The organism is Streptomyces sp. NPDC048415 (assembly GCF_040651675.1).
Taxonomy (GTDB): domain Bacteria; phylum Actinomycetota; class Actinomycetes; order Streptomycetales; family Streptomycetaceae; genus Streptomyces.
On record NZ_JBEZKJ010000020.1, the window covers coordinates 66,914 to 90,785 of the forward strand.

Genomic DNA, 23,872 nt, shown 5'->3' on the forward strand with positions numbered 1-23,872 from the left:
ACGGACCAGGCAAGCAAGCAACAGGGAGCGCATGACGTGCGGCCGGTAGGGAGCAAGTACCTCCTTGAGGAGCCGCTGGGGCGCGGCGCCACAGGCACCGTCTGGCGAGCCCGCCAGCGGGAGACCGCGGGCGCCGAGGCGGCCGTCGCCGGGCAGCCCGGCGAGACCGTGGCGATCAAGGTGCTCAAGGAGGAGCTCGCCAGCGACGCGGACATCGTGATGCGGTTCCTGCGCGAGCGGTCGGTGCTGCTGCGGCTGACCCACCCGAACATCGTGCGCGTACGGGACCTCGTCGTCGAAGGCGATCTGCTCGCGCTCGTCATGGACCTGGTCGACGGCCCCGACCTGCACCGCTATCTGCGCGAGAACGGGCCCTTCAGCCCCGTCGCCGCCGCACTCCTCACCGCCCAGGTCGCCGACGCGCTCGCCGCCAGCCACGCCGACGGCGTCGTGCACCGCGATCTGAAGCCCGCGAACGTCCTGCTGAAGCAGGACGGCGGCCAGATGCACCCGATGCTGACCGACTTCGGCATCGCCCGGCTCGCCGACTCCCCGGGTCTCACCCGCACCCACGAGTTCGTCGGCACGCCCGCCTACGTCGCGCCCGAGTCCGCCGAGGGTCGTCCGCAGACGTCCGCCGTCGACATCTACGGGGCGGGCATCCTGCTGTACGAGCTGGTCACCGGGCGTCCGCCGTTTGCCGGCGGATCCGCCCTCGAGGTACTGCACCAGCACCTGAGCGCCGAACCGCGCCGCCCGTCGACCGTCCCGGACCCCTTGTGGACCGTCATAGAGCGCTGTCTTCGCAAGAGTCCGGACGAGCGGCCCAGCGCCGAGAACCTCGCGCGCGGGCTGCGGGCCGTCGCCGCGGGCGTCGGCGTGCACGCGAACGCCGCGCAGATCGCCGCGGCGGAGGGAGTGGGCGCGCTGCTCGCCCCCGACCCGGCCCCGGCGACCGTTCCCGGCGTGCCCGGGGCGGCCGATCCCACGCAGGTGCTGCCGCACGGCGCGGGCGCGTACGACCCGAACGGGGCGACCAGCGTGCTGCCGCACACCGGCGACGCCGACCCCACCTCCGTCCTGCCGCACCGCGGCGCGCCGGACCCGACCGCCGTCATGCCACCCGTGCCCCAGCACCAGCCCGGCGGGCAGGGTCCGCAGGACCCGCACCCCTGGCAGAACCAGCTGCGCGCGGCCCGCGACCGCAATGAGCAGACCCAGGTGCAGTACCTGGACCCGAACGAGGATCCACTGCGTCGGCGTCCGCAGCGGCAGGTCGCACGGCCCCAGCAGCGACCGCAGCAGCGGCCCCAGCAGCAGCGACCGCCGCAGGGCCAGCAGCCGCCGCCCGGATACGGGTATCCGCAACAGCAACAGCCGCACCAGTACGCGCCTCAGCAGCCCCAGCACCAGCAGCCGCAGCGGTACGCGCCCGCGCCTCAGCAGCCCCAGCAGCCCGCGCCGCGGCAGCCGCGTGAGCCCCGGCAGCGCAGCGCCAACCCGACGAAGATCCCGGGGCTCGGCTGCCTCAAGGGGTGCCTGTTCACGATCGTCATCCTGTTCGTCGCCGGCTGGCTGATCTGGGAGTTCAGTCCCCTTCAGCACTGGATCGGCAGCACGAGGGGCTACTGGTCCCAGCTGAGCCACTGGTACCACACGGTGACCGGCTGGATCAGCGACCTGGGCGGCGGCTCCGGGAACTGACTCTGGGGATTTGTCGACATCTGACGGGTGATTTCCGTCTCCGCAGTGAAGGTTGGCTCTTCGGACGCGTACTTTTAGCGACAACACGCGTCGGTAGGAGCAGTCTTGGCACGGAAGATCGGGAGCCGGTACACCGCGAACCAGATTCTGGGGCGGGGCAGCGCCGGCACGGTGTGGCTGGGTGAGGGACCCGAGGGGCCCGTCGCCATCAAGCTGCTGCGCGAGGACCTCGCGTCCGACCAGGAGCTCGTGGGGCGCTTCGTGCAGGAGCGCACGGCGCTGCTCGGTCTCGACGATCCGCACGTGGTCGCGGTGCGCGACCTGGTGGTGGACGGCAACGACCTCGCGCTCGTCATGGACCTCGTCCGGGGTACGGACCTGCGCACCCGGCTCGACCGGGAGCGCCGGCTCGCACCCGAGGCGGCGGTGGCGATCGTCGCCGACGTCGCTGACGGGCTCGCGGCCGCGCACGCCGCCGGGGTCGTCCACCGGGACGTGAAGCCCGAGAACGTGCTGCTCGACATGCAGGGCCCGCTCGGTCCGGGCGGATCCCACCCGGCTCTCCTGACCGACTTCGGTGTGGCCAAACTCATCGACTCGCCGCGGCGGACCCGGGCCACGAAGATCATCGGTACGCCGGACTATCTCGCTCCCGAGATCATCGAGGGGCTGCCGCCGCGCGCCGCCGTCGACATCTACGCGCTGGCGACCGTCCTGTACGAGCTGCTCGCCGGCTTCACGCCCTTCGGGGGCGGGCACCCCGGCGCTGTCCTGCGCCGTCACGTCACGGAGACGGTGGTGCCCTTGCCCGGCATCCCGGACGAGCTGTGGCAGCTGATCGTGCAGTGCCTGGCCAAGGCGCCGGCGTCGCGCTTGCGGGCGTCCGAGCTGGGGGTGCGGCTGCGGGAGCAGTTGCCGTTGCTGGCGGGGATGCCGCCGTTGGACGTGGACTCGCCGGACGCGGAGGGGGAGGACGAGGACGAGGGGTACGAGGAGGCGGCGGAGCCTTCCGCTCCCGTGTCCCGGGTCCGTCGTGGCGCCGTGCCGCTGGTGCCGGGGGCCGCGCCCGACTCCAACCGGGATACGCATACCTCGATGCGGGTGCCGGGGCCGGACGAGCTGGCGGGCGGGGCGCGGGGGACGGCCCGCGTGCCGCGTGCCTCGGGGGCTCCCCGGCCGGGGTCGGCCCGCCATCGGGCCTCCGCGCGGCGGCGGCGCGTGACGCTGGGGGCGGCGGCGCTCGCACTCGTCGCCGCGGTCGGCATCGGCACCTGGCTCGCCACCTCCGGCGACGACGCCGGCGCGACGCCCCAGGACACCAAGAATTCGGCCCCCGCGTCGCCCTGAGCCCGGAGCGGATTTCGCCCCCGCCACCCCTACCCTTCCCCACTCTCGGCTTCGCTCGAGCGGGGCCCCCATCGTCCCTGGGGGCTCCGCCCCCAGACCTCCGGATCGCGCTTCGGCTCGTCCTCAAACGCCGGACGGGCTGGAACCAGCCCCTCCGGCGTCGAAAAGCGCAGGCCCCCAGCCCCCGGGCCCCGAGGGGCGAGCCACGGTTGTCGTAGCCGTTACGCTGGAGGCGTGGCAGTCGTCGATGTATCCGAAGAGCTCAAGTCCCTCTCCTCGACCATGGAGTCGATCGAGGCCGTCCTGGACCTCGACAAGCTGAGGGCAGATGTCGCCGTGCTCGAGGAGCAGGCGGCCGCGCCGTCCCTGTGGGACGACCCGGACGAGGCGCAGAAGATCACCAGCAAGCTGAGCCACCTCCAGGCGGAGGTGAGGAAGGCCGAGGCGCTGCGCGGGCGTATCGACGATCTGAGCGTGCTCTTCGAGATGGCCGAGGAGGAGAACGACCCGGACACCCGCGCCGAGGCCGAGAACGAGCTCACAGCCGTCAAGAAGGCCCTGGACGAGATGGAGGTCCGGACTTTGCTCTCCGGGGAGTACGACTCCCGTGAGGCCGTCGTCACCATCCGCGCCGAGGCCGGAGGCGTCGACGCCTCCGACTTCGCCGAGAAGCTGCAGCGCATGTACCTGCGCTGGGCGGAGCGGCACGGCCACAAGACGGAGCTCTACGAGACCTCGTACGCGGAAGAGGCGGGCATCAAGTCCACCACCTTCGCGGTCCACGTTCCGTACGCGTACGGAACGCTCTCCGTGGAGCAGGGCACGCACCGGCTGGTGCGGATCTCCCCGTTCGACAACCAGGGGCGTCGGCAGACGTCGTTCGCCGGTGTCGAGATCCTGCCGGTGGTCGAGCAGACCGACCACATCGAGATCGACGAGTCCGAGCTGCGGGTGGACGTCTACCGCTCGTCCGGGCCCGGCGGTCAGGGCGTCAACACCACCGACTCCGCGGTGCGGCTGACCCACCTTCCCACCGGCATCGTCGTCTCCTGCCAGAACGAGCGGTCGCAGATCCAGAACAAGGCGTCCGCGATGAACGTTCTGCAGGCCAAGCTCCTCGAGCGGCGCCGGCAGGAGGAACAGGCCAAGATGGACGCCCTCAAGGGTGACGGCGGCAACTCCTGGGGCAACCAGATGCGTTCGTACGTCCTGCACCCGTACCAGATGGTCAAGGACCTGCGCACCGAGTACGAAGTCGGCAACCCCGAGGCCGTGTTCAGCGGGGAGATCGACGGCTTCCTCGAGGCCGGAATTCGCTGGCGCAAGCAGCAGGAGAAGTAAGCAGCCGCATTGGCGCCGATTTATCGACAAGGCAACTGCCGTCCATCGGACGGCAGTTGCCTTTTCTGAGGGGGTTGTCTGGGTTTTACGTCACAGTCACATGTCCTCACGGCAGGCAAATGATGTTGATCCGGACATCGCGTGCGCAACGACCTTGACGTTGCATTGAAAACTGGGAAGGGTAACGCGTGGCATGCGTATCTCTGGGGCGCATGTGAACCGGGAGGCTTGAGAGAAGCCGCCTGTGACGCCGTGGCCCCGGGCGCTGCTCCATTGACGATCAGCTACTGGGGGTAGCAGGCAGATGACCAAGAAGACGCGGATCCGTGTGGCGCGGATAGCCGCCGGTGCGGTGATTGCCGCCGGTGCTTCGCTGACCGCTGCGGGTGCCGCCTCGGCGCTCGACCTCAACGTCGGCATCGGTGTCAACGTCGGCGACGACCCGACCCCGACTCCGACCGAGACGGGCATCCCGACGACATTGCCCACGGACCCGGCGCCCACGGAGACGGCTCCCACCGAGCCGACGCCCACCGAGACGGCCCCGACCAGCCCGGAGCCCACGGCGACCACGCCCACCGACGACCCGACGGACCCCACCGAGGAGCCGACCGAGCCGACGGAGGACCCCACCGCCACGACCGAGCCCTCGGACGGCAGCACCAGCGGCTCCGGCTCCACCGGCGGCAACAAGACGGACCCCGACGGCGGCTCCTCCACCCAGGAGGAGGGCTCGTCGGCCCTCACCGACACCGGCTCGGACACCTCGGCGCAGGGTAAGAACGACGGCCAGCTGGCCGAGACGGGTGCCGGTCAGACCGCGTTCCTGCTGGTCGGCGCCGCCACGATGATCGCCGGTGGTATCGGCTTCCGCCTGCTGCCGCGCGTCATGGGCGGCCGCGGCGGTGCCGTCGCCTGACGGGCACATACCTGAAGAAGGGCCCGGAGCAGCTCGCTCCGGGCCCTTCTCGCGTCAAGAGGGGGGCACGCCCCCCGGGGGGTCTCACACCGTCTGGTGGGCCACCAGGGCCAGCGCCGCGATCAGGACGGCCAGCAGGGCGATCAGCGCCATGGGGTTCAGGCCGGTGAAGGGGCTCTCCTGCTGGAGCCGCTCACGGTTCGCGCGACAGACGGGGCAGCGACCCTCGCTGACGGGCGCCGCGCAGTTCGCGCACACCAATCGGTCGTACGTCATGCGCGCCTCCTTTGCGGCTGAACCGCCGCCGCTCTCGCGGACCTGGCCGGTCTCTGTGGGGGTGGTGCTCCGTCGATGCTGCCGGCCATCTGCTGCGGGCCTCAGTGCTACAACGCTCTCGGGGCCCGAACCGTTCCCTCTCCACTGTGCCAGGTTCCGCGGATTTCGGCGCGGCTCGCCTTATCCTGCCCCGCCCGAATGCTGTCCAGCCCTTCGGATTCGCGACAACAAGGCCTTCAGAACCGCGACAAAACGCGCAAGCCTCGCGCAACCGCGTACGCCGACTGCGCTCGCACACCCGCTTCGCGTATGGTCACGCACACCTACCCCCGGCGACCCGTGGTGCATCCGTGATCCGATTCGACAACGTCTCCAAGGTCTACCCCAAGCAGACCCGCCCCGCTCTCAGGGATGTCTCCCTGGAGGTCGAGCGCGGTGAGTTCGTGTTCCTCGTGGGGTCCTCCGGCTCCGGAAAGTCCACCTTCCTGCGGCTGGTCCTCCGCGAGGAGCGGTGCAGTCACGGTCAGGTGCACGTCCTGGGCAAGGACCTCGCGCGCATCTCCAACTGGAAGGTGCCGCAGATGCGGCGCCAGCTGGGCACCGTGTTCCAGGACTTCCGTCTCCTGCCCAACAAGACGGTCGCCGAGAACGTGGCCTTCGCGCAGGAGGTCATCGGCAAGTCCCGCGGCGAGATCCGCAAGTCCGTGCCCCAGGTGCTCGACCTCGTCGGCCTGGGCGGCAAGGAGGACCGGATGCCCGGCGAGCTCTCCGGTGGTGAGCAGCAGCGCGTGGCCATCGCGAGAGCCTTCGTGAACCGGCCCAAGCTCCTCATCGCCGACGAGCCGACCGGAAACCTCGACCCGCAGACCTCCGTCGGCATCATGAAACTGCTCGACCGCATCAACCGGACGGGCACGACCGTGGTGATGGCGACCCACGACCAGAACATCGTGGACCAGATGCGCAAGCGCGTCATCGAGCTGGAGCAGGGCCGTCTCGTCCGCGACCAGGCGCGCGGCGTCTACGGCTACCAGCACTGATCATCGTCCACGGAAAGGTCTGAAGAAGACGCCATGCGCGCGCAGTTCGTTCTGTCGGAGATCGGTGTCGGTCTCCGCCGCAATCTGACCATGACCTTCGCGGTCGTCGTCTCGGTCGCCCTCTCGCTCGCCCTGTTCGGCGGCTCGCTCCTGATGAGCGACCAGGTGAACACCATGAAGGGCTACTGGTACGACAAGGTCAACGTCTCGATCTTCCTCTGCAACAAGAGCGACGCGGAGTCCGATCCCCACTGCGCCAAGGGCGCGGTGACCGCCGACCAGAAGAAGCAGATCCTCGCCGACCTGGACAAGATGTCCACGGTCGTCCAGAAGGTCACCTACGAGTCCGCGGACCAGGCGTACAAGCACTACAAGGAGCAGTTCGGCGACTCCCCGCTGGCCAGCTCCCTCACGCCGGACCAGATGCAGGAGTCGTACCGGATCAAGCTGAAGGACCCGGAGAAGTACCAGGTCATCGCGACCGCCTTCGACGGGCGTGACGGCGTGCAGTCCGTGCAGGACCAGAAGGGCATCCTGGACAACCTCTTCGGGCTGCTCAACGGCATGAACTGGGCCGCGCGCGCGGTGATGGCGATGATGCTCGTCGTCGCGCTGATGCTGATCGTCAACACGGTGCGCGTCTCGGCGTTCAGCCGTCGCAGAGAGACCGGGATCATGCGTCTGGTGGGCGCCTCCGGGTTCTACATCCAGGCGCCGTTCATCATGGAGGCCGCGGTCGCCGGGCTCATCGGCGGCGGTGTCGCCTGTGGCTTCCTGCTGATCGCGCGGTACTTCATCATCGATCACGGTCTGGCCCTGTCCGAGAAGCTGAACCTGATCAACTTCATCGGCTGGGACGCCGTGTTGACGAAACTGCCGCTCATCCTCGCGACGAGCCTGCTGATGCCCGCGCTGGCCGCGTTCTTCGCGTTGCGCAAGTACCTGAAGGTGTGACGCATGCCAAGGGGGCCGTACCGTCAACCGGCGGTGCGGCCCTTCGCGTTGTCCTAGACTCACCGGCATGTCAGGCCGTGACCTGTTCTGTCAGCCCCGTCGCATCCGCCGCGGGGCCGCCCTGACATTGGTGTTCGCGAGTGTCCTCGTCGCCGGCGCGGCGACCGGTTCGTTCGACGAGCCCGGCCGGAAAACCACCCCCTCCTCCCGGTCTGTTCCGACCAGCCACCACGAGGACGTCACCGAGGCCGCCGCCGAGGCGATGGCCGACGGCACGTCCCCCATGGAGGCCGCCGAGCGCGCCGTCAGCCGCAGTGGCGACCGGTGGGGCGCGGTCTACTCCCAGGGTGAGTACGAGGAGTTCGAAGAAGCTCTCGACGGCCAGTACACCGGCGTCGGACTGTGGGCCAGGCGCGAGCGTGACGGACGTATCGAAGTGACCCGGGTGCAGACCGGCTCGCCCGCGGCCGCCGCCGGGGTCCGCAAGGGCGACCGGCTGCTCAGCGTCGATGGCGAGAAGGTCGACGGCCGGCCGGTCACCGACGTCGTCTCCTTACTGCGCGGGGACGCCGACGACGCCGCCGCCGGTACGGAGGTCTCCCTCGGGCTGGCACGCGGCACGCGCGCGTGGAGCGAGACAGTGCGCCGGGCCCGCCTGTCCACGGACTCCGTGACCGTCCACCGGCTCGCCGGCGGTGTCACCGTGATCAAGGTCGCCGCCTTCACCAAGGGCTCGGGCGATCGCGTGCGGGCCGCCGTCGCCCAGGCTCCCCGGCGGGCCGGTATCGTCCTCGACCTGCGCGGCAACTCCGGCGGCCTGGTCACCGAGGCCGTGGCCGCCGCCTCCGCCTTCCTCGACGGCGGCCTGGTCGCCACGTACGACGTGGACGGACAGCAGCGCGCCCTGCACGCCGACCCCGGCGGCGACACCACCAGACCCCTGGTCGCGCTCGTCGACGGCGGCACGATGAGCGCGGCCGAGCTGCTCACCGGCGCGCTCCAGGACCGTGGCCGGGCGGTCGTCGTGGGCTCCAGGACCTTCGGCAAGGGCTCGGTCCAGATGCCGAGCCGGCTGCCCGACGGCTCCGTCGCCGAGCTGACCGTCGGCCACTACCGCACCCCCGCCGGGCGCGGCGTCGACGGCCGGGGCATCACCCCCGACCTACAGGCGGACGAGGGCTCCCTGGAGCGGGCCGAGACGGTGTTGAGCGGCCTCGGGGACGCGTCGTAGCCCACCGTTCAAGGCCTTCGTAATCGGCTTTCCCCCTGACCCCCCTGTAGTGCGAAAATGGCCAGCACTATGAGCAAGGGAATGTACGTACCGAAGGAGTCCCAGCCGAAGCAGGGCGGGACTGGCACCGCCAAGGCCAAGGACGGCAAGCGCAAGATCGTCGCGCAGAACAAGAAGGCGCGGCACGACTACGCGATCATCGACACCTACGAGGCCGGGCTCGTCCTGACCGGCACCGAGGTGAAGTCGCTGCGCCAGGGACGCGCCTCGCTGACCGACGGCTTCGTCCAGATCGACGGGAACGAGGCGTGGCTGCACAACGCCCACATCCCCGAGTACAGCCAGGGCACCTGGACCAACCACTCCGTGCGCCGCAAGCGCAAGCTGCTCCTGCACCGCGAGGAGATCGACAAGCTGGCGTCGAAGTCCGAGGAGACGGGTCACACGATCGTGCCCCTCGCCCTGTACTTCAAGGACGGCCGCGCGAAGGCCGAGATCGCGCTCGCCCGCGGTAAGAAGGAGTACGACAAGCGGCAGACCCTCCGGGAGAAGCAGGACCGGCGCGAGTCGGACCGCGCGATCGCGGCAGCCAAGCGGAAGCAGCGGGGCGAGTAGGCCCCCCCCGGGGGAATACGCTGGCATGGTCGTGCGTTGTTCACGTACGATGGCATCTGCACCTCACAGCGGGTGTGTGGGTCGAAAGACCTGGGGTCGCGAGACCTCGCTTGAAAAATCAACATGGGGATGATCGGTTTCGACAGCGGCTGTCGAAGCAGGGGAAGCGAGCCGAGGAAGCGGCAATGATCTCGTAAACCATATGTCGCAACCAATAATCGCCAATTCCAAGAGCGATTCCCAGTCCTTCGCCCTCGCTGCCTAATAAGCAGTGAGTGAGGGACCCTAAATGGGTGTCAGCCCGGGGATGTTCCCGACCCGGACCCTGGCATAATCTAGGGGACTAAACCATCGAGCCCGGTCACGGGGTTCGATGGGAAATCAAACAGTGACTGGGCCCGTCGGCGACTTGTTCGCGTGATCGCCGGGGCCGAGAAAATCGCAGCGAACTGCGCTCGGAGAAGCCCTGATTCTGCACCGTTGGACGCGGGTTCGATTCCCGCCATCTCCACTCATCCCATGTGTGAACAGCCTCTGACCCGCCAAGACATCGGCGGGTCGGAGGCTGTTTCGCGTGGCAGGTTCCCCCTGCCCACCCTTGCCCGGGTGTCATGCCGTGGGCAGTCGCGTCAACTGGTCCATGACGGGCCGGAGCTCGCGTCTGACCAGGCGGCGCAATGTGACGGCGCTCGGCAGTCGCAGCGTCGTCGGATCGAACCGGATGAAGTCCCCCCGCCAGTCCGGCCCGAACACGACCAGGCCCTTGAGGACGAAGTCCCAGCGCAACCGTGACCGGCCGCCGTTCAGCCACACCTCCCAGCGAGGCCACTCCGGGCGGAAGGGCGGTGGGAAGTCCGGCAGCGCGGGCAGCGGCGGCCACCGGCCGGTGCCCGGGGCACCCGGTTCGGTACGTGAGCGCCGCGCGTACTCCTCGGCGACGGCCTCGCGGAAACGGTCGTAGCCGGCGCGATCGCAGTAGGCCAGCAGCACCAGTCGCGTGGGCGGCAGGACGCGCAGCGCCTCGGTGAACTCCCACACCGTCCCCGGGCCGGGGCCCGCCGACAGCATCACCACATGTGCGCCCCCGATCAGCCCGCTCACGGTGTCCTGCCAGTCGTCGAGCGGCAGATACGCGCGTGCCGCGCCGGGGAGCGGCAGGTTCTCGCCGGGCTTGCCGATCGGGACGACCCGGCCGAGGTTCCGGAAGCGCCGGACCAGGGTTTCCTCGTGCGTCAGTCCCGAGGCGAAGAACACGTTCTCATCGCTTCCGCCGCCCGCGATCTCGCTGGGTAGCGAGGCCATGTCCGCGTCCGTCGAGAACGGGCGCAGATACAGGAGGTAGCGGGTCCCGCGGAGCCCGTCGAAGGAATCGATGATGTCGGCGGTGTGCTGCTTGCCGCCCACGACGAAGTCGCGGCCGGCCCGGAAGACCCACGCGCCGATGAAGAGGGCCACCCCGCTCCCCAGCAGACGCAGCCACCACAGGGCCTGCGTGAGGCCGGCCGGCAACTGGTCACTGGTGAAGCCGGCCCGGAAGATCACGGCGCCCGCCAGGCCCAGCACCGTCCCCGCCACCCGCAGGGTCCACCCGACGGCGATCAGCACACGTCCCCGGGTCGTCTGCTGGGCACCGCGCGGGACAGCTCTCTGTCCCTCAAGAAGTACGGGTTCCCACTCATGGCCCATGCCCCCCGTTGTCCCTGCCGACCCCGTCAGGCGCCGGACCTGCGCGCGCCGGGCGGCCACACCAGGTCGACGGCCACACCGGACGAGCGGGCCACGGCCACGGTGTCCGCGGTGCCGCCGCGTGCCGTGGGCGCGCTGCCGTCCCACACGGCCGTGAGGCGGTCCGCTCCCTCAAGCAGGCGCAGGTTGGCAGCCTCGTAGGCGTCGGCCCCCGCGTGCTCGAACGGCATGATCACCACCTCGTCCGCGGCGTCGCACAGGGCGTCGAACCGGGAGATGTCCGCCGGGCGTACCACTGCTTCCCGGTAGTCCCGGGACGGGATGATCGCCGACAGGCGGCCGCCGAGGGCGAGGATCTCCTCGGCGAAGATGGTGTCGGCACCGCGGGCGAGGCACGAGCGCCCCGTGAGCGTGTCGTCACGCAGACCCGCCAGGAGTTCGCGGAGGGCCGCGCGCACGGAGTCGGCGGCCTCGGCGGTCAGGTCCATATGACCGGTGACGGCTACCGTGACCACGCGACAACACCCTTCCGGCCCCGGCGATTTGCCCGTCACCCTACCCGGTGCTCGCGACGCGACGCGTGAGCGGGAAGGCTTGTCCGTGTGCTTCACGCGAGGGCCGCGAATCCCACGACGTAACCACCGGCGAAGAGGAGAGGGATCCACCGCTCGACGTGATTCAGCGGCAGATAGACGCGCCAGTCCTGGCCCTCGGCGAGAGCACGCCACTCGGCGGCCACGAAGGCGCGGGCGGGCAGCCGTTCCTCGAGCGCGCCGATCACCGCGAACTTGCCCTTGTTCAGCTGGTGGTAGGACCGGACGGTGAACCACCAGGTGGCGCACATGCCGAGCAGGACCACTAACGCGGCGAGGAGCACCACGACCGGCACCCTGTCGTGGTGGTCCCCGGACAGCCATGCGCCGAGGAAGGCGAACAGACCGCTGTGGAGGGTCAGGAAGAAGGTGTTGGCCAGATTGCGGCGGGCGCTGACCCGGTCGGCCATCTCCACGCACAGTTTGTACTGCTCGAACACCGCCGCGTGATACGAGGCGGTCGTGTCGCGATAGTCGCTCTCGTCGACGTCCTCGTTCCAGAGCGAGTCGCTGATTCCGGCCATGGCAGCTTCTCCCCGTAGTCGTCACGCTGACCAAACTTTCGGAAAAGATACGTGCGTCGACAGTGCGGCGGGGGCGTAACCGCAGTTGAAGGAAGGCGAGTTGGGTGCACATGTGTCAGTGGAGGGTGAAGGTCGACAGGCGCAGGCCCCGGCTCAGCACCAGGTACACGTCCATGCGGTCCATGCGTTCGAAGCGCTTCGACGGGGGAAGGTATGTGGGGGCTGTGGGTACGTCAATGGGTTGCGCGGTTTTAGCCCGTCCGGCGTTTGGGGACGAGCGCTAAGCGCGATGAGGGGGGTCTGGGGGGCGGAGCCCAGGTGCGGGACGGGTAGGGGCGGAGGGGGCGACAACCCGGTCTGGGGGGAGCCCCCAGGTACGGGACGGGTAGAGGCGGAGGAGACGACAACCCGGTCTGGGGGGCGGAGCCCCAGGTACGGGACGCGCAGCGGCGGAGGGGGCGACAACCACGTCGACCACCGCGCTCAGCGTCGAACCGCGCGGCGCGCCGCGGCGCGGACCCCGCTCGCTGTCGCGAGGGCGAGCGCGACCCCCGCCGCCGCGACCGGAACCCCGTACCCCGCCACCGCCGACACGTGCTCCACCACCCACCCGCCGGACGCCGAACCGCACGCGATCCCCCCGAGCAGCCCGGTCACCGCGAGGGTCATGCCCTCGTTCAACCGACCCTCGGGTGTGCGCTGTTGCACCAGAGACATGCCGGTGACCATGGTCGGCGCGGTGGCCATACCGGCGACGAGCAGCGCGCCCGCCAGGACGAGGAGGGAGCCCGTCAGGGAGGCGGCGAGCAGGGGCAGCGCCAGCAGCACAGTCATGGCGGCGACGCACAGGGGAAAGCCCCGTTCGGCGGGACCGGCCGGCTTCACGGCGCCGTACAGCAGCCCCGCCGCGCACGAGCCCGCCGCCTGCAGGGCGAGCACCACCCCCGCGGCCGACTTGTGCCCCCGCCCGACCGCGAACGCGATCGTGACCACCTCCATCGCGCCGAAGACCGCGCCGATGGCGAGGAAGGCGAGCAGAAGAGCGGGCATTCCGGTCGCCAGAACAGGGGACTTGGACTTCGTACGAGGCTGCGGCGGCGGCTGCGTCGAACGCTGGGCGGCGAAGACCAGCACGCCGGTCATCATCAAGGCGCCCCCGATCAGCGTGCCCGCCTCCGGGAAGAACGTCCCGCACAGGAAGGCCGCGAAAACGGGGCCCAGCATGAAACACAGCTCGTCGGCGGCCTGTTCGAAGGAGTTCGCGGTGTGCAGCGCCGCCGGGTCGCCTTGGAGGAGGTGGGCCCAGCGGGCGCGGGACATCCCGCCCGTGTTGGGTGTCGTGGCCGTCGCGGCGTACGCGGCGAAAAGGGTCCAGTCGGGCGCCCCGAAGCGCACGCACAGCACCAGCGCGATGCTGCCCAGCAGGGCGAAGGCCGTGGCGGGCACGGCCACGCGTGCCTGCCCGTGCCGGTCGACGAGACGCGCGGTCCAGGGAGCGACCGTCGCCGTCGCCGCAAGTCCGGTAGCCGTGACGGCACCGGCGAGCGCGTACGAACCCCGCGAACCGGCGATCATGATGACCGAGCTCACGCTGAACATGCCCATGGGCAGCCGTGCGAGCAGATTGCCGAGGGTGAAGGCGCGGGCGCCGGGGATGGTGAAGAGGCGGTGGTACGGCGTGCGGGGGACCGTCGTCGGACGCGGTGACGCTTCGGGGCGCGGGCGGAAGTCGGCGGACACGAGGGTGTCGGCGGTGACGGTGAGGAGGGGGAGGGGAGCGTGTTCGGAGGTCTGTTCGGAGGTGTGTCGGGAGGGCTGTTGCGGCATGGGGCAACCGTCGCCCGAGACCGGGTGGGGGGTCCAACACCTAATCCGTGGAGATTGACGCACTTGGGTTGTAAGTTCGCGGGATGCCTGGTCAGCGGCCCCTCGCCGATCACCTTGAGTCCCGCGGCCACCCGGACTTCCGCGGTCGCCCGGACTCCCGCGGTCACCTCGACTCCCGTGGTCACCTCGACCCCCGACTCCTGCGCGCCTTCCTCGCCGTCGCCGAGGAGCTGCACTTCACGCGTGCCGCCGCCCGGCTGTACGTCGCCCAGCAGGCGCTGAGCCGTGACATCCGGCGGCTGGAGCGGGAGTTGGGGACCGAACTGTTCGTACGGACCACTCGCCAGGTGACGCCGACGGCGGACGGCGAGCGCCTGCTGCCGTACGCGCGGCGCGTGCTGGAGGCCCAGGACGCACTGCTCGACGCGTTCGGCCGAGGTCGCGGCCCGGGCTCGCGGGACCAGCGGCCCCTGCTTGTCGATGTGAACTCCCCGGGCCTGGTCTCCGGTCGAGTCCTCGCGCGGGCCCGCGAACTCGCCCCCGGCGACGAGCTGATGGCCCGTTTCGAGAGCGGGCTCACGGGAGCGGCGGGGGACCTGCTCGCCGGCCGTCTGGACGCGTCGTTCGGGCGGTTCGCGGGGCTTGACCCGGCGGTGCGGGCCCGCCTCGAACAGCAGCCCGTACGGTACGAGCCGATGGCCGTCGTACTGCCCGAGGACCATCACCTCGTCGCCCTGGACGCGGTGCCGTTGGACGCGCTCGCGGGCGAGACGGTGTACGCGGGCGCGGGAAACCCCAGGACACGGGAGTGGACCGACCTGGCCCAACGGCTGTTCGACGGGCGCGGGATCACGCTCGCGCCGCCCGCTCCCGTGGCCGTCGGAGCCGAGGAGTTCCGGAGGATCATGGCCAAGAAACGGAACCCCGTCCTCGCCGTGGTGGACTTTCCGGCCATGCCGAAGACGGTATTGAGACCCCTGGTGGACCCCGTTCCCCTGTCACCCGTGTCGCTGGTGTGGCGGAAGGGACTGGTGCACACCGGCATCGATGCCCTTCGACGAGCGGCCGTCGAACTCGCGACCGAGGAAGGGTGGCTGCGGTGTCCCGAGGACGCGTGGATTCCGGCCACAGATGCACTCATCATGATGAGTAACTCTTGAGGTATAAGCACACGACTCCTCCCCGTGCGCTACGTTCGTCGTCCGGGCGCAGTGTGACAAAGGGGGGCGCTCGGGCCGGGTGGGGGCCTGGCCCGGACGACAAGTGAGTGAAGCCCGGAGTCGTCGCGCACCCGTGAACTGTCCCTGGGGGATGAACGTGCGCGTAGAAAACTGGCGGGAAGACGCCCAACCGGTTCGACGAGATGTTGATCAGGGGAAGGGGCGCGAAGCCGATCCATCACCTGGGCGGGGATCCGACGATTCGGGTTCGTCAACGTGGCGAGGAGTCGACGGCTCGGGTTCGTCAGCGTGGCGGGGATCCGACGGCTCGGTTCCGTCGCCCCGGCCGGGACTCGACGACTCGGTTGTCTGGCCGGAGGCCGGTGGCCGAACGGCGTCCTTACCTCGGGCCGGGACGGGCCCCGAGCGGGGACGGGGCGTCGAGGATGGTCGAAGCGCCGGGCTGCCCGCAGCGAAGCTGGAGTCCGAGGTACTCGCCGGCGCCGTACCGGGCGCGGAGTTGGAGCCCGGGGTATTCGTCGGCCCGGTACCGGGCGCGGAGTTGGAGCCCGGGGTATTCGTCGGCGCCGTACCGGGCGCGGAGCCGCAGCCCGAGGTACTCGCCGGCCCCCTGCCCAGCAGGGAGCCGGAGACCGCGTCGCGTTCCCGCCCCGCCCCGGGCCGGGAGCACCCGCAGTCGCCCTCCTGGGAGCGCCTCGACGACCCGGGCCACACCCACGACCCGAACGAGGTCACGGTCCAACTTGACGGCGCAGGGCGCCAGTTGGACGACTGGCTGGTCCCGCAGGACACGGGCGCTCCCGGTGCGGGCGAGGGCTCGGACGGCCCCGTCTTCGTCGACGAGTCGGGCCGTCGCAGCCGCAGATTCCGCCGCCTCGGCATCCTCGTAGGCATCGCCTGCGCGGTCTACGCCGTCGTCATCGTCGCCACGCTCCTGTCGGGCAACTCCAACGCGCCCTGGCTCCCCGTACCGGGCCAGCAGGACGACCAGCCGGCCGGCAAGGTCGACACCTCACCGCTGCCCGCCGAGCCGGTGAAGCCGTCGTCCGGTCCGGGCAGCGGCTCGCCGGGCGTGGGTGCGACGGCCAGTGACGGTACGACGCCGTCGCCGGGCGCGAGTCCGACACCCGGCGCCTCGGGCAGCGCCGCCGCCCCGGGCAGCTCCACCGACCCCAAGCCCTCGACGTCCGCGACGAAGAAGCCGAACCCGGGCAGCACCGGCACCACCAAGGCCCCGGACCCGAGTACCGGCCCGTCCGCCCCGGTGGTCCAGCCCCCGACACCCACCCTGACGGACAGCGCCCCCACCACGGCCGCCCCGTCGGGGAGCCCGGCCGGCGACGGCGGCGGTTCCGGAAACGTCGCCGGCGGCCCCGTGGAACAGAGCCCCATCGCGCAGAGCCCGCCGACGACCGAGCCGGGCGCCCCCAGCTCCTCGTACCCGGGGACCACCCTCTGATGGCATCCCGCACCAACCGGCACGGTCCCGCACCCAGCACACGCCGCCCGGCACCCGACGCCCGCCGCCGACGCCTGCGCATGCGTTTCCTGCTGCCCTCGCTCATCCTGCTCGCCCTGATGGCGATGTTGATGCTGCGCGGATACGTCCACAGCGAGATCCTCGCCGACCACCGCATCCAGCCCGAGGCGGCCACCGACAAGGTGCCGGAGAAGATCCTCGCGGGCGGCCCGGTCATCGACACCCGCAGTGGCCGCACCACCAGCATGGACGTCCCCGATCACCGGCTCGTCCTCACCTTCGACGACGGCCCGGACCCCACCTGGACGCCAAAGGTCCTCGATGTGCTGCGCGAGCACCACGCACACGCCGTCTTCTTCGTCACCGGCACCATGGCCTCGCGCTATCCGGAGCTGGTGGCACGCATGGTGAGGGAGGGCCACGAGGTCGGCCTGCACACCTTCAACCATCCCGACCTCTCGTACCAGTCCAAGAAGCGCATCGACTGGGAGCTGTCCCAGAGCCAGCTGGCACTGGCGGGCGCGGCGGGCATCCGTACGTCCCTCTTCCGCCCCCCGTACTCCTCCTTCGCCGACGCCATGGACAACAAGTCCTGGCCGGTGACGCAGTACATCGGCACGCGCGGCTACATCACCGTCGTCAACACCACCGACAGCGAGGACTGGCAGAAGCCGGGCGTCGCCGAGATCATCCGGCGCGCCACCCCGCACGGCGGCAAGGGCGCGATCGTCCTGATGCACGACTCGGGCGGCGACCGCCACCAGACGGTGCGGGCGCTCGACAGGTTGGTACCCCAACTCCAAGCTGGCGGCTACGAGTTCGAGAACCTCACAGAGGCGCTGCACGCACCCACCGCGCACACCGAGGTCACCGGCCTCGACCTGTGGAAGGGCAAGGCGTGGATCTTCCTGGTCCAGGCCTCGGACGGGATCACCGGCGTGCTGGTCGTGGGCATCGCGATCACCGGCGTCCTCGTCTTCAGCCGCTTCGGCATGATGCTCCTGCTCTCCGCCGCACATGCCCGCCGGGTGCGGCGGCAGGGTTTCCGCTGGGGCCCGAGCCCGGTCCCGGTCACCGAACCGGCATCGGTGCTGGTCCCGGCGTACAACGAAGCCAAATGCATTGAGAACACGGTCCGTTCACTGATGGCGAGCGAACACCCCGTCGAGATCATCGTCATCGACGACGGTTCGAGCGACGGGACCGCCCGCATAGTCGAGGACCTGCGCCTGCCGAACGTCCGCGTCGTACGCCAGCACAACGCGGGCAAGCCCGCCGCCCTCAACAGGGGCCTGGCGAACGCCCGTTACGACCTCGTCGTGATGATGGACGGCGACACGGTCTTCGAACCGGCCACCGTCCGCGAACTGGTCCAGCCCTTCGCCGATCCGACGGTCGGCGCGGTCGCGGGCAACGCGAAGGTCGGCAACCGCGACTCCCTCATCGGCGCCTGGCAGCACATCGAGTACGTGATGGGCTTCAACCTGGACCGCAGGATGTACGACATCCTGCGCTGCATGCCGACCATCCCCGGCGCGGTAGGGGCGTTCAGAAGGTCCGCGCTGGAACGCGTCGGCGGCATGAGCGACGACACGCTCGCCGAGGACACGGACATCACGATGGCCCTGCACCGCGACGGCTGGCGCGTGGTGTACGCGGAGAAGGCCCGCGCCTGGACGGAAGCCCCGGAGTCGGTCCAGCAACTCTGGTCCCAGCGCTACCGCTGGTCGTACGGCACCATGCAGGCGATCTGGAAGCACCGCCGCTCACTGATCGAACGGGGCCCGTCGGGCCGCTTCGGCCGAGTGGGCCTTCCCCTCGTATCGCTCTTCATGGTCCTGGCACCTCTGCTGGCACCGCTGATCGACGTATTCCTCCTGTACGGGGTGGTCTTCGGCCCGACGCAGAAGACGATCGGGGCCTGGCTGGGCGTCCTGGCGATCCAGGCGGCGTGCGCGGCGTACGCCTTCCGCCTGGACGGAGAACGCATGACCCACCTGATCTCCCTCCCCCTCCAACAGATCCTCTACCGCCAGTTGATGTACGTGGTCCTGCTCCAGTCCTGGATCACGGCCCTCACCGGCGGCCGGCTGCACTGGCAGAAACTGCGGCGCACGGGCGTGGTGGAGGCACCGGGATCGATCCCGCGGCAGCGGGCGGCACGCGGGAATGATCGGAGGCCGGTCGGATGACGACACAGGAGACGCACGGTTACGTCCCGGGGCGGGGGCCGGCGCCGCAGCCGGCGCCGCAGCCGGCGCCGGCGCCGGAGACGGCACCCCGCCCCCCGGGCCGAGACCGCTACCTGGACATGCTGCGCTCCACAGCCCTCGTCCGAGTCGTGGTGTACCACCTCTTCGGCTGGGCATGGCTGACGGTCCTCTTCCCCTCCATGGGCGTGATGTTCGCGCTGGCGGGCTCGCTGATGGCGCGCTCGCTGAGCCGCCCGGCGTGGGGTGTGATCAAGGGGCGCGTCAGGCGTTTGCTGCCCCCGCTCTGGGCGTTCAGCGTGGTGGCCCTGGCGTTGATGTTCGCGGGCGGCTGGAACGTACTGAAGGACCCGGACCACGGCGGCACATGGGGCGTGGTCGACCTGGTCAACTACATCATCCCGATCGGCGCGCCGCCCTACCCCTGGCACGTGGGATCCAAGTCCGGCCTGCTGGAGGACACTTGGGCGGTTCAGGCGGCCGGTCCGCTCTGGTACCTGCGCGCGTACCTGTGGTTCGTAGTGGCGTCGCCTCTCCTCCTGTGGGCGTTCCGCAGGATCCCGTGGGCGACCTTGCTTGCCCCCCTGGCCCTGACGGCGGTCGTAGGCACCGGTTTGGTCACCATCCCCGGCGAAACGGGCAACGCCGTCTCGGACTTCGCCGTCTTCGGCGGCTGCTGGGTCCTGGGCTTCGCCCACCACGAGGGCATGCTGACCAAGGTCCCGCGCTACCTCGCCATCTCCTGCTCGGCCCTCCTCATGGCCTTCGGCCTGTGGTGGGCGTCGGGCCACCTGGGCCCCGACGGCTGGGATCTGAACGACATCCCCCTCGCCCAGGCGACGTGGTCCTTCGGTTTCGTGGTGATCCTGCTCCAGTACTCCCCGTCCTGGCAGCAGCTATCCGGCCGGCTGGCAAGGTGGGACAAGCTGGTCACCCTGTCCAACAATCGAGCCGTCACGATCTACCTCTGGCACAACATGCTCATCATGGCCACGGTCCCGATCATCGACCAGGCGTACAACTTGCCGTTCATGCAGAGCGACAGCGCGGTGGCGGCGCTGGACACGACGTACATGTTGTGGATGTTCGTCCTGGTCTGGCCCCTGATCGGTTTGACGATCGTCGCGTTCGGATGGATCGAGGACATCGCGGCACGACGGAGCCCTCGGCTGTGGCCGAACGGGGGGAGGGGGCGGGGGGCGCGGGTGGGGAGTCATCGGGGGCGGAGGTGAGCAGCAGCCTGAGGGGCAGCGCCTGATGAGGCGGCGTCAGCCTTTGCGGTGGCCAACAAGGTGACGCTGCCCACCCTCAACGATCACTCAATCGGAGGGTTCGGGACGTAATTTGGGGCTGCTCTGTGCGGCTACGCCCTACTTGTCCCCGGCCTTGACGCCATTCGCTCTGGTGTCGTCCCACACGCCCCCGATAGCGTATCGCTGCCCTCCCGAACCCCACGCCGCACAGGAGCCTGCCGTGAACCGCCGCCCCCGCCTGCTCACCACAGCCGCCGCCGGCGCGGCTGCCGCGCTGCTTCTGACCGCGTGCGGGGGGAGCGACGGGGGGTCGAAGGGGAACGACAAGATCGCCGGAGCGGAAACGGGGAGCGCGACGCCGGCTTCGCCTAGCGCGAGCGCGACGGGCGCCGCGGATCGGCCCAAGGTCAAGCTGCCGTCCGATGTCAAGGACAACTACGAGGGCTGGCAGACGGGCGACACGGCCAAGGACGAGGTCCTGACGGACACGGCCAGTCGTATCGACGCTACGAACGATGCAATCCTGCGCGGGGACACCGGCGCGCCTGGGCTCGCGTTCTATTACCGGGACAAGGCCCTCAGCGGCGCAGTGCAGTGGGTGCAGGCCTACGTGGACGCCAAGCTCTCCTTCACGGGCACTACTCGCTACTACAGCCCCCAAGTCACGCTGTCCGGCGCCAAGTCGGCATCGGTTGTCTATTGCGCTGACGAGAGCAAGGGATTCAACAAGAACCGCAAGACCAACAAGGTCGACAAGACGCCCTCGGACGAGAGCCCGTACGTGTTGTACAACACGCGTGTTGAGAAGAATGACCAGGGCGTGTGGCAGACCACCAACCTGATTTCGAAGCGGGGAGACAAGACATGCGCCGGCTAGGAAGGCGAGGGCGCACCACCGCGGTGGGATTGGTCGCCGCTGTGTGCACTGCGGTGATTCCAAGTACTGCTGTCGCGTATGGACCTGGCGACGGCCAGGGGTCTGACACAACCAGCCCTTCAGGCAATGCGACTGACGACGGGACCCTCTCGGCCACCGCCGGCGCCGTTGTCTTCGACCGCTCCAAGAACGGTACGGGCGAGTCCGCGGGTCCCGTGGCGTCCACGACCACGTGGACGCCGCCCGCGTGTTACTACGCCCCGAAGTACTCCCCGGCGCAGCTGAAGAAGTACCTGGAGCCGATCTGGGAGGCAGGCTCGACCGGCTACGAGTGGGACGCCTCCCAGCGTGACCGGTACGTCAACGGGCACCCGTACAAGGACTTCAACAAGGACAAGACCGGCAAGGGTTACTGGTGGGACTCATACGTAGCTGAGGGCCGGGCGGGCGACCCGGGCGCACTCGACTGCACCAAACCCATCTTCTGGGTGGATCAGAACGATGCCCCGCCGGCCGACATTCGCCAGGCGATCACGCCGGAGATACTCGCGCAGCTCGCGTACGCGGAGATCCGCGTCCCCTCGACGAAGGTGGAACTGGCCCCGGCCGGCACCACGAAGGTGAACCTGCCGACGTGGGCCTGGCTGGACACGGCGAAGTTCAAGCCGGTGTCGGTCACGGCGTCGGTCCCGCTGCTCAACGTCTCGGCGACGACGACGGCGGAGCCGGTCTCGCTGAAGATCGAACCGGGCACGGACGACGCCACGACATACCCCGCGTCCGGCGTGTGCGAGTTCCACAACGGTGCGATCGGCGAGGCGTACGCGAAGGGCAAGTCGGACCAGACCCCGCCCTGCGGCGTGGAATACCTCCGCTCCTCGGGCGACGGCTCGTACAAGCTCAAGGCCACCATCACTTGGAAGATCCACTGGACGGGCACGGGTGTAACCCGGGCACGAAACCTGCCAGAGGGCTCGTTCGGCGGAGAGCAGGACGTCGTCGTGCAGGAGATCCAGTCCGTCAACCGCTGAGCCGGGCAACCGGACACATCGAACGAATCCGGAAGAGGAAGAACGCGTGGCAGAGCGGTTAGCCGTCGACGGCGACGAGCTGGCGCACTTCATGAAAATGCTCAGGAAATCGACCGACTCGCTGAAGGGCCTGCGCAAGGCGCTGGAGGACGCCACCGTCACCGGACTGGGCACGGATGACCTCGACTGCGCCTGCGAGGACTTCCAGGACAACTGGAAATACGGAGCGGATCAGATCGGTGAGCAGACCGAGGATCTCGCCGAGATCATCGGAAAGTGCAAGGACAGCTACCGCGAGGTGGACAAGGCCTTGGAGGAGGCCCTGAAAAAGTCCAGGGAAGGCAGGAGCAAGGGTGGGACTTCGAAGTGACATACGCGCCCGGGAATTCGGGTGCGGCCCTCGACCCCCGGTCACGCGCCGACCGTGACACACCACAAGGCCTCAAGTCCGCCCCGCGCATCCCTCACCCCGACTACCCACACCTCGGCTTCAACCCGGTACCGGGCAGCCCCGAGACCGTAAGCGGCCTGCGCAAGAAGCTCACGGGCTGCGCGAAGGTCCTCGAAGAGACGCACGACCTTGTCACCAAGCTGATGGACGGCAGCTACTGGAAGGGCGACGCGGCCGTCGCCTTCCGCGAACAGCTCGACGGCGGCCCGCTGCCCCTGAATCTGAAGAACGCCGCGCACTCAATCCGCAAAGCGGCCAAGCAACTGGATCGCTGGGAAGGCGAGCTCGACGACTTCCGACGTCGAGCGAAGCGGCTGGAGGAAGACGCCAAGGAAGCGCAGGCCGCCGTGGACCGCGCGAAGGGCCACGCCACCACATCACGCAACAGCCCTGACCTGCACGGGAAGGGCGCCAAACACGACGACGCGCAGAAGGCCCTCACCAAGGCGAACACAGCCGTCGACGACGCCGAGGACGCCCTGGAAAAGATCCGCGGCAAGGCCCGCAAACTCGCGGACGAACACGAACACCAGGCCCAACACCGAGCGGGCAAGATCCGCGACGCAACAAAGAAACTGGCCCCGCACGAGCCGGGCTGGTTCGACTCGGCGCTGGACTGGCTGGACGAGAACCTTCCGGACATTCTCAGCACCGTAGGGGCCGTGATCGGGCTGGTGGCGCTGTTTGTCGTGTCAGGTGGGACAGCGGCCGCCGTACTCCTGCTTGCTGCGGCAGCCTTGAGCGCGACGGCGTTGACCTTGCGACTGACCCGCGATCCCACAGTATGGGAGTCACTGAAGGACGGCTTCACCAAGGGCGAGTGCGACACGGACTTCTGGAGCAACCTCGTCACTGTGGGCGGCGACGCCCTCGGCATGGTTCCCGGTATTGCAGCGGTGGGCAAAGGTGCCGCAGCTGCCCTGCGGGCCACGGGCGAAGCGGGGGAGGCCCTCTCGGCCGGTCAGCGAGTCGCCCGATTCGGAAGCAGCACTATGGAGCACGCGAAGTCCATTTCAGACCTCGACAACGCCCTGCTCGGCTTTACGATCCGGGGTGCCCGGGCGGCGCGAATCACCAAAGCGGTCGAGGTCGCCTCAGCCTCGGTCGGTGTGACCACCGCGGGCTTCGGCCTCGTCATGACAGCCGTGGACACCGACGACGACGGGATCAAGGACGGCTCCGTGGCGAGTATCGATGGAGCACGGCTGGGCCTCGACGTCGGGGGACTTGTCAATATCGCCCGTCACGTCTTCTGAGCCACGAACAGAGAGAGCTCGTCCCGTGCATCCGACCGACTACTCCACTGCTTGGGATCATCCTCCGACCAGGCGG

The 23,872-nt window shown here is 69.5% G+C and carries 21 protein-coding genes and 1 other RNA gene; 17 read left to right on the plus strand and 5 right to left on the minus strand.

Annotated elements, in window-relative coordinates:
• Nucleotides 1–36: 36 nt before the first annotated feature.
• The 4 genes from AB0D27_RS16145 (at nt 37) to AB0D27_RS16160 (ending at nt 5,311) form a co-directional block, all read left to right on the plus strand.
• Nucleotides 37–1,704, plus strand: a complete 1,668-nt coding sequence (locus AB0D27_RS16145; protein WP_362508076.1) for a protein kinase — start codon at nt 37–39, stop codon at nt 1,702–1,704.
• Nucleotides 1,705–1,809: 105 nt separating this feature from the next.
• Complete coding sequence (locus tag AB0D27_RS16150) at nt 1,810–3,051, plus strand: serine/threonine-protein kinase (RefSeq protein ID WP_362508079.1); 1,242 nt, start codon at nt 1,810–1,812, stop codon at nt 3,049–3,051.
• Between the two features lie 234 nt (nt 3,052–3,285).
• On the plus strand, nt 3,286–4,392 hold the full coding sequence (gene prfB, locus AB0D27_RS16155) for a peptide chain release factor 2 (protein ID WP_362508082.1): 1,107 nt from the start codon (nt 3,286–3,288) through the stop codon (nt 4,390–4,392).
• Nucleotides 4,393–4,696: 304 nt separating this feature from the next.
• Nucleotides 4,697–5,311, plus strand: coding sequence for a hypothetical protein (locus AB0D27_RS16160; RefSeq protein ID WP_362508085.1), 615 nt, complete (start codon nt 4,697–4,699; stop codon nt 5,309–5,311).
• Between the two features lie 84 nt (nt 5,312–5,395).
• Here AB0D27_RS16160 and AB0D27_RS16165 read toward each other — a convergent pair whose 3' ends face one another.
• Nucleotides 5,396–5,587, minus strand: coding sequence for a hypothetical protein (locus AB0D27_RS16165; protein ID WP_362508088.1), 192 nt, complete (start codon nt 5,585–5,587; stop codon nt 5,396–5,398).
• 350 nt (nt 5,588–5,937) lie between these two features.
• Here AB0D27_RS16165 and ftsE point away from each other — a divergent pair, with 350 nt between their 5' ends.
• The 5 genes from ftsE (at nt 5,938) to ssrA (ending at nt 9,941) form a co-directional block, all read left to right on the plus strand.
• Nucleotides 5,938–6,627, plus strand: a complete 690-nt coding sequence (ftsE, locus tag AB0D27_RS16170) for a cell division ATP-binding protein FtsE (RefSeq protein ID WP_164374975.1) — start codon at nt 5,938–5,940, stop codon at nt 6,625–6,627.
• Nucleotides 6,628–6,660: 33 nt separating this feature from the next.
• On the plus strand, nt 6,661–7,581 hold the full coding sequence (ftsX, locus tag AB0D27_RS16175; RefSeq protein WP_362508091.1) for a permease-like cell division protein FtsX: 921 nt from the start codon (nt 6,661–6,663) through the stop codon (nt 7,579–7,581).
• 67 nt (nt 7,582–7,648) lie between these two features.
• A complete protein-coding gene (locus AB0D27_RS16180; protein ID WP_362508094.1) occupies nt 7,649–8,812 on the plus strand; it encodes a S41 family peptidase in 1,164 nt (387 codons plus the stop codon).
• Between the two features lie 81 nt (nt 8,813–8,893).
• A complete protein-coding gene (smpB, locus tag AB0D27_RS16185; protein ID WP_362508202.1) occupies nt 8,894–9,427 on the plus strand; it encodes an SsrA-binding protein SmpB in 534 nt (177 codons plus the stop codon).
• 125 nt (nt 9,428–9,552) lie between these two features.
• Nucleotides 9,553–9,941: a transfer-messenger RNA gene (ssrA, locus tag AB0D27_RS16190) on the plus strand.
• Between the two features lie 95 nt (nt 9,942–10,036).
• Here ssrA and AB0D27_RS16195 read toward each other — a convergent pair.
• From AB0D27_RS16195 to AB0D27_RS16210, 4 genes are all read right to left on the minus strand, one after another.
• Nucleotides 10,037–11,032, minus strand: coding sequence for a hypothetical protein (locus AB0D27_RS16195; protein WP_362508097.1), 996 nt, complete (start codon nt 11,030–11,032; stop codon nt 10,037–10,039).
• 107 nt (nt 11,033–11,139) lie between these two features.
• Entirely contained in the window at nt 11,140–11,628 is a 489-nt protein-coding gene (locus AB0D27_RS16200) for a hypothetical protein (RefSeq protein ID WP_362508100.1), read from the minus strand.
• Nucleotides 11,629–11,720: 92 nt separating this feature from the next.
• Nucleotides 11,721–12,230, minus strand: a complete 510-nt coding sequence (locus tag AB0D27_RS16205) for a hypothetical protein (RefSeq protein WP_362508103.1) — start codon at nt 12,228–12,230, stop codon at nt 11,721–11,723.
• Between the two features lie 483 nt (nt 12,231–12,713).
• Nucleotides 12,714–14,057, minus strand: a complete 1,344-nt coding sequence (locus AB0D27_RS16210; RefSeq protein ID WP_362508106.1) for an MFS transporter — start codon at nt 14,055–14,057, stop codon at nt 12,714–12,716.
• Between the two features lie 83 nt (nt 14,058–14,140).
• Between AB0D27_RS16210 and AB0D27_RS16215 the strand changes: the two genes are divergently transcribed.
• From AB0D27_RS16215 to AB0D27_RS16250, 8 genes are all read left to right on the plus strand, one after another.
• A complete protein-coding gene (locus AB0D27_RS16215; protein ID WP_362508109.1) occupies nt 14,141–15,217 on the plus strand; it encodes a LysR family transcriptional regulator in 1,077 nt (358 codons plus the stop codon).
• Nucleotides 15,218–15,737: 520 nt separating this feature from the next.
• A complete protein-coding gene (locus AB0D27_RS16220) occupies nt 15,738–16,697 on the plus strand; it encodes a hypothetical protein (protein ID WP_362508112.1) in 960 nt (319 codons plus the stop codon).
• The gene (locus tag AB0D27_RS16225) at nt 16,697–18,910 is read left to right on the plus strand and encodes a glycosyltransferase (RefSeq protein ID WP_362508114.1); all 2,214 of its coding nucleotides are present in this window, start codon (nt 16,697–16,699) and stop codon (nt 18,908–18,910) included. The genes AB0D27_RS16220 and AB0D27_RS16225 overlap by 1 nt, the downstream gene beginning before the upstream one ends.
• The gene (locus AB0D27_RS16230) at nt 18,907–20,160 is read left to right on the plus strand and encodes an acyltransferase (RefSeq protein WP_362508117.1); all 1,254 of its coding nucleotides are present in this window, start codon (nt 18,907–18,909) and stop codon (nt 20,158–20,160) included. The genes AB0D27_RS16225 and AB0D27_RS16230 overlap by 4 nt, the downstream gene beginning before the upstream one ends.
• A gap of 241 nt (nt 20,161–20,401) precedes the next feature.
• Nucleotides 20,402–21,058: a hypothetical protein gene (locus AB0D27_RS16235; RefSeq protein WP_362508120.1), complete on the plus strand. Its 657-nt coding sequence runs from the start codon at nt 20,402–20,404 to the stop codon at nt 21,056–21,058.
• The gene (locus tag AB0D27_RS16240; RefSeq protein WP_362508123.1) at nt 21,046–22,089 is read left to right on the plus strand and encodes a hypothetical protein; all 1,044 of its coding nucleotides are present in this window, start codon (nt 21,046–21,048) and stop codon (nt 22,087–22,089) included. The genes AB0D27_RS16235 and AB0D27_RS16240 overlap by 13 nt, the downstream gene beginning before the upstream one ends.
• A gap of 46 nt (nt 22,090–22,135) precedes the next feature.
• Complete coding sequence (locus tag AB0D27_RS16245) at nt 22,136–22,459, plus strand: hypothetical protein (protein WP_362508126.1); 324 nt, start codon at nt 22,136–22,138, stop codon at nt 22,457–22,459.
• The gene (locus AB0D27_RS16250; RefSeq protein WP_362508129.1) at nt 22,456–23,796 is read left to right on the plus strand and encodes a putative T7SS-secreted protein; all 1,341 of its coding nucleotides are present in this window, start codon (nt 22,456–22,458) and stop codon (nt 23,794–23,796) included. The genes AB0D27_RS16245 and AB0D27_RS16250 overlap by 4 nt, the downstream gene beginning before the upstream one ends.
• The last annotated feature ends 76 nt before the right edge of the window (nt 23,797–23,872 follow it).

Bases quoted from the DNA above. Each gene is read 5' to 3' on its own strand.
- AB0D27_RS16160 (WP_362508085.1), top strand. From the start codon at position 4,697: ATGACCAAGAAGACGCGGATCCGTGTGGCGCGGATAGCCGCCGGTGCG.
- AB0D27_RS16165 (WP_362508088.1), bottom strand. From the start codon at position 5,587: ATGACGTACGACCGATTGGTGTGCGCGAACTGCGCGGCGCCCGTCAGC.
- ftsX (WP_362508091.1), top strand. From the start codon at position 6,661: ATGCGCGCGCAGTTCGTTCTGTCGGAGATCGGTGTCGGTCTCCGCCGC.
- AB0D27_RS16180 (WP_362508094.1), top strand. From the start codon at position 7,649: ATGTCAGGCCGTGACCTGTTCTGTCAGCCCCGTCGCATCCGCCGCGGG.
- smpB (WP_362508202.1), top strand. From the start codon at position 8,894: ATGTACGTACCGAAGGAGTCCCAGCCGAAGCAGGGCGGGACTGGCACC.
- AB0D27_RS16205 (WP_362508103.1), bottom strand. From the start codon at position 12,230: ATGGCCGGAATCAGCGACTCGCTCTGGAACGAGGACGTCGACGAGAGC.
- AB0D27_RS16210 (WP_362508106.1), bottom strand. From the start codon at position 14,057: ATGCCGCAACAGCCCTCCCGACACACCTCCGAACAGACCTCCGAACAC.
- AB0D27_RS16215 (WP_362508109.1), top strand. From the start codon at position 14,141: ATGCCTGGTCAGCGGCCCCTCGCCGATCACCTTGAGTCCCGCGGCCAC.
- AB0D27_RS16225 (WP_362508114.1), top strand. From the start codon at position 16,697: ATGGCATCCCGCACCAACCGGCACGGTCCCGCACCCAGCACACGCCGC.
- AB0D27_RS16230 (WP_362508117.1), top strand. From the start codon at position 18,907: ATGACGACACAGGAGACGCACGGTTACGTCCCGGGGCGGGGGCCGGCG.
- AB0D27_RS16240 (WP_362508123.1), top strand. From the start codon at position 21,046: ATGCGCCGGCTAGGAAGGCGAGGGCGCACCACCGCGGTGGGATTGGTC.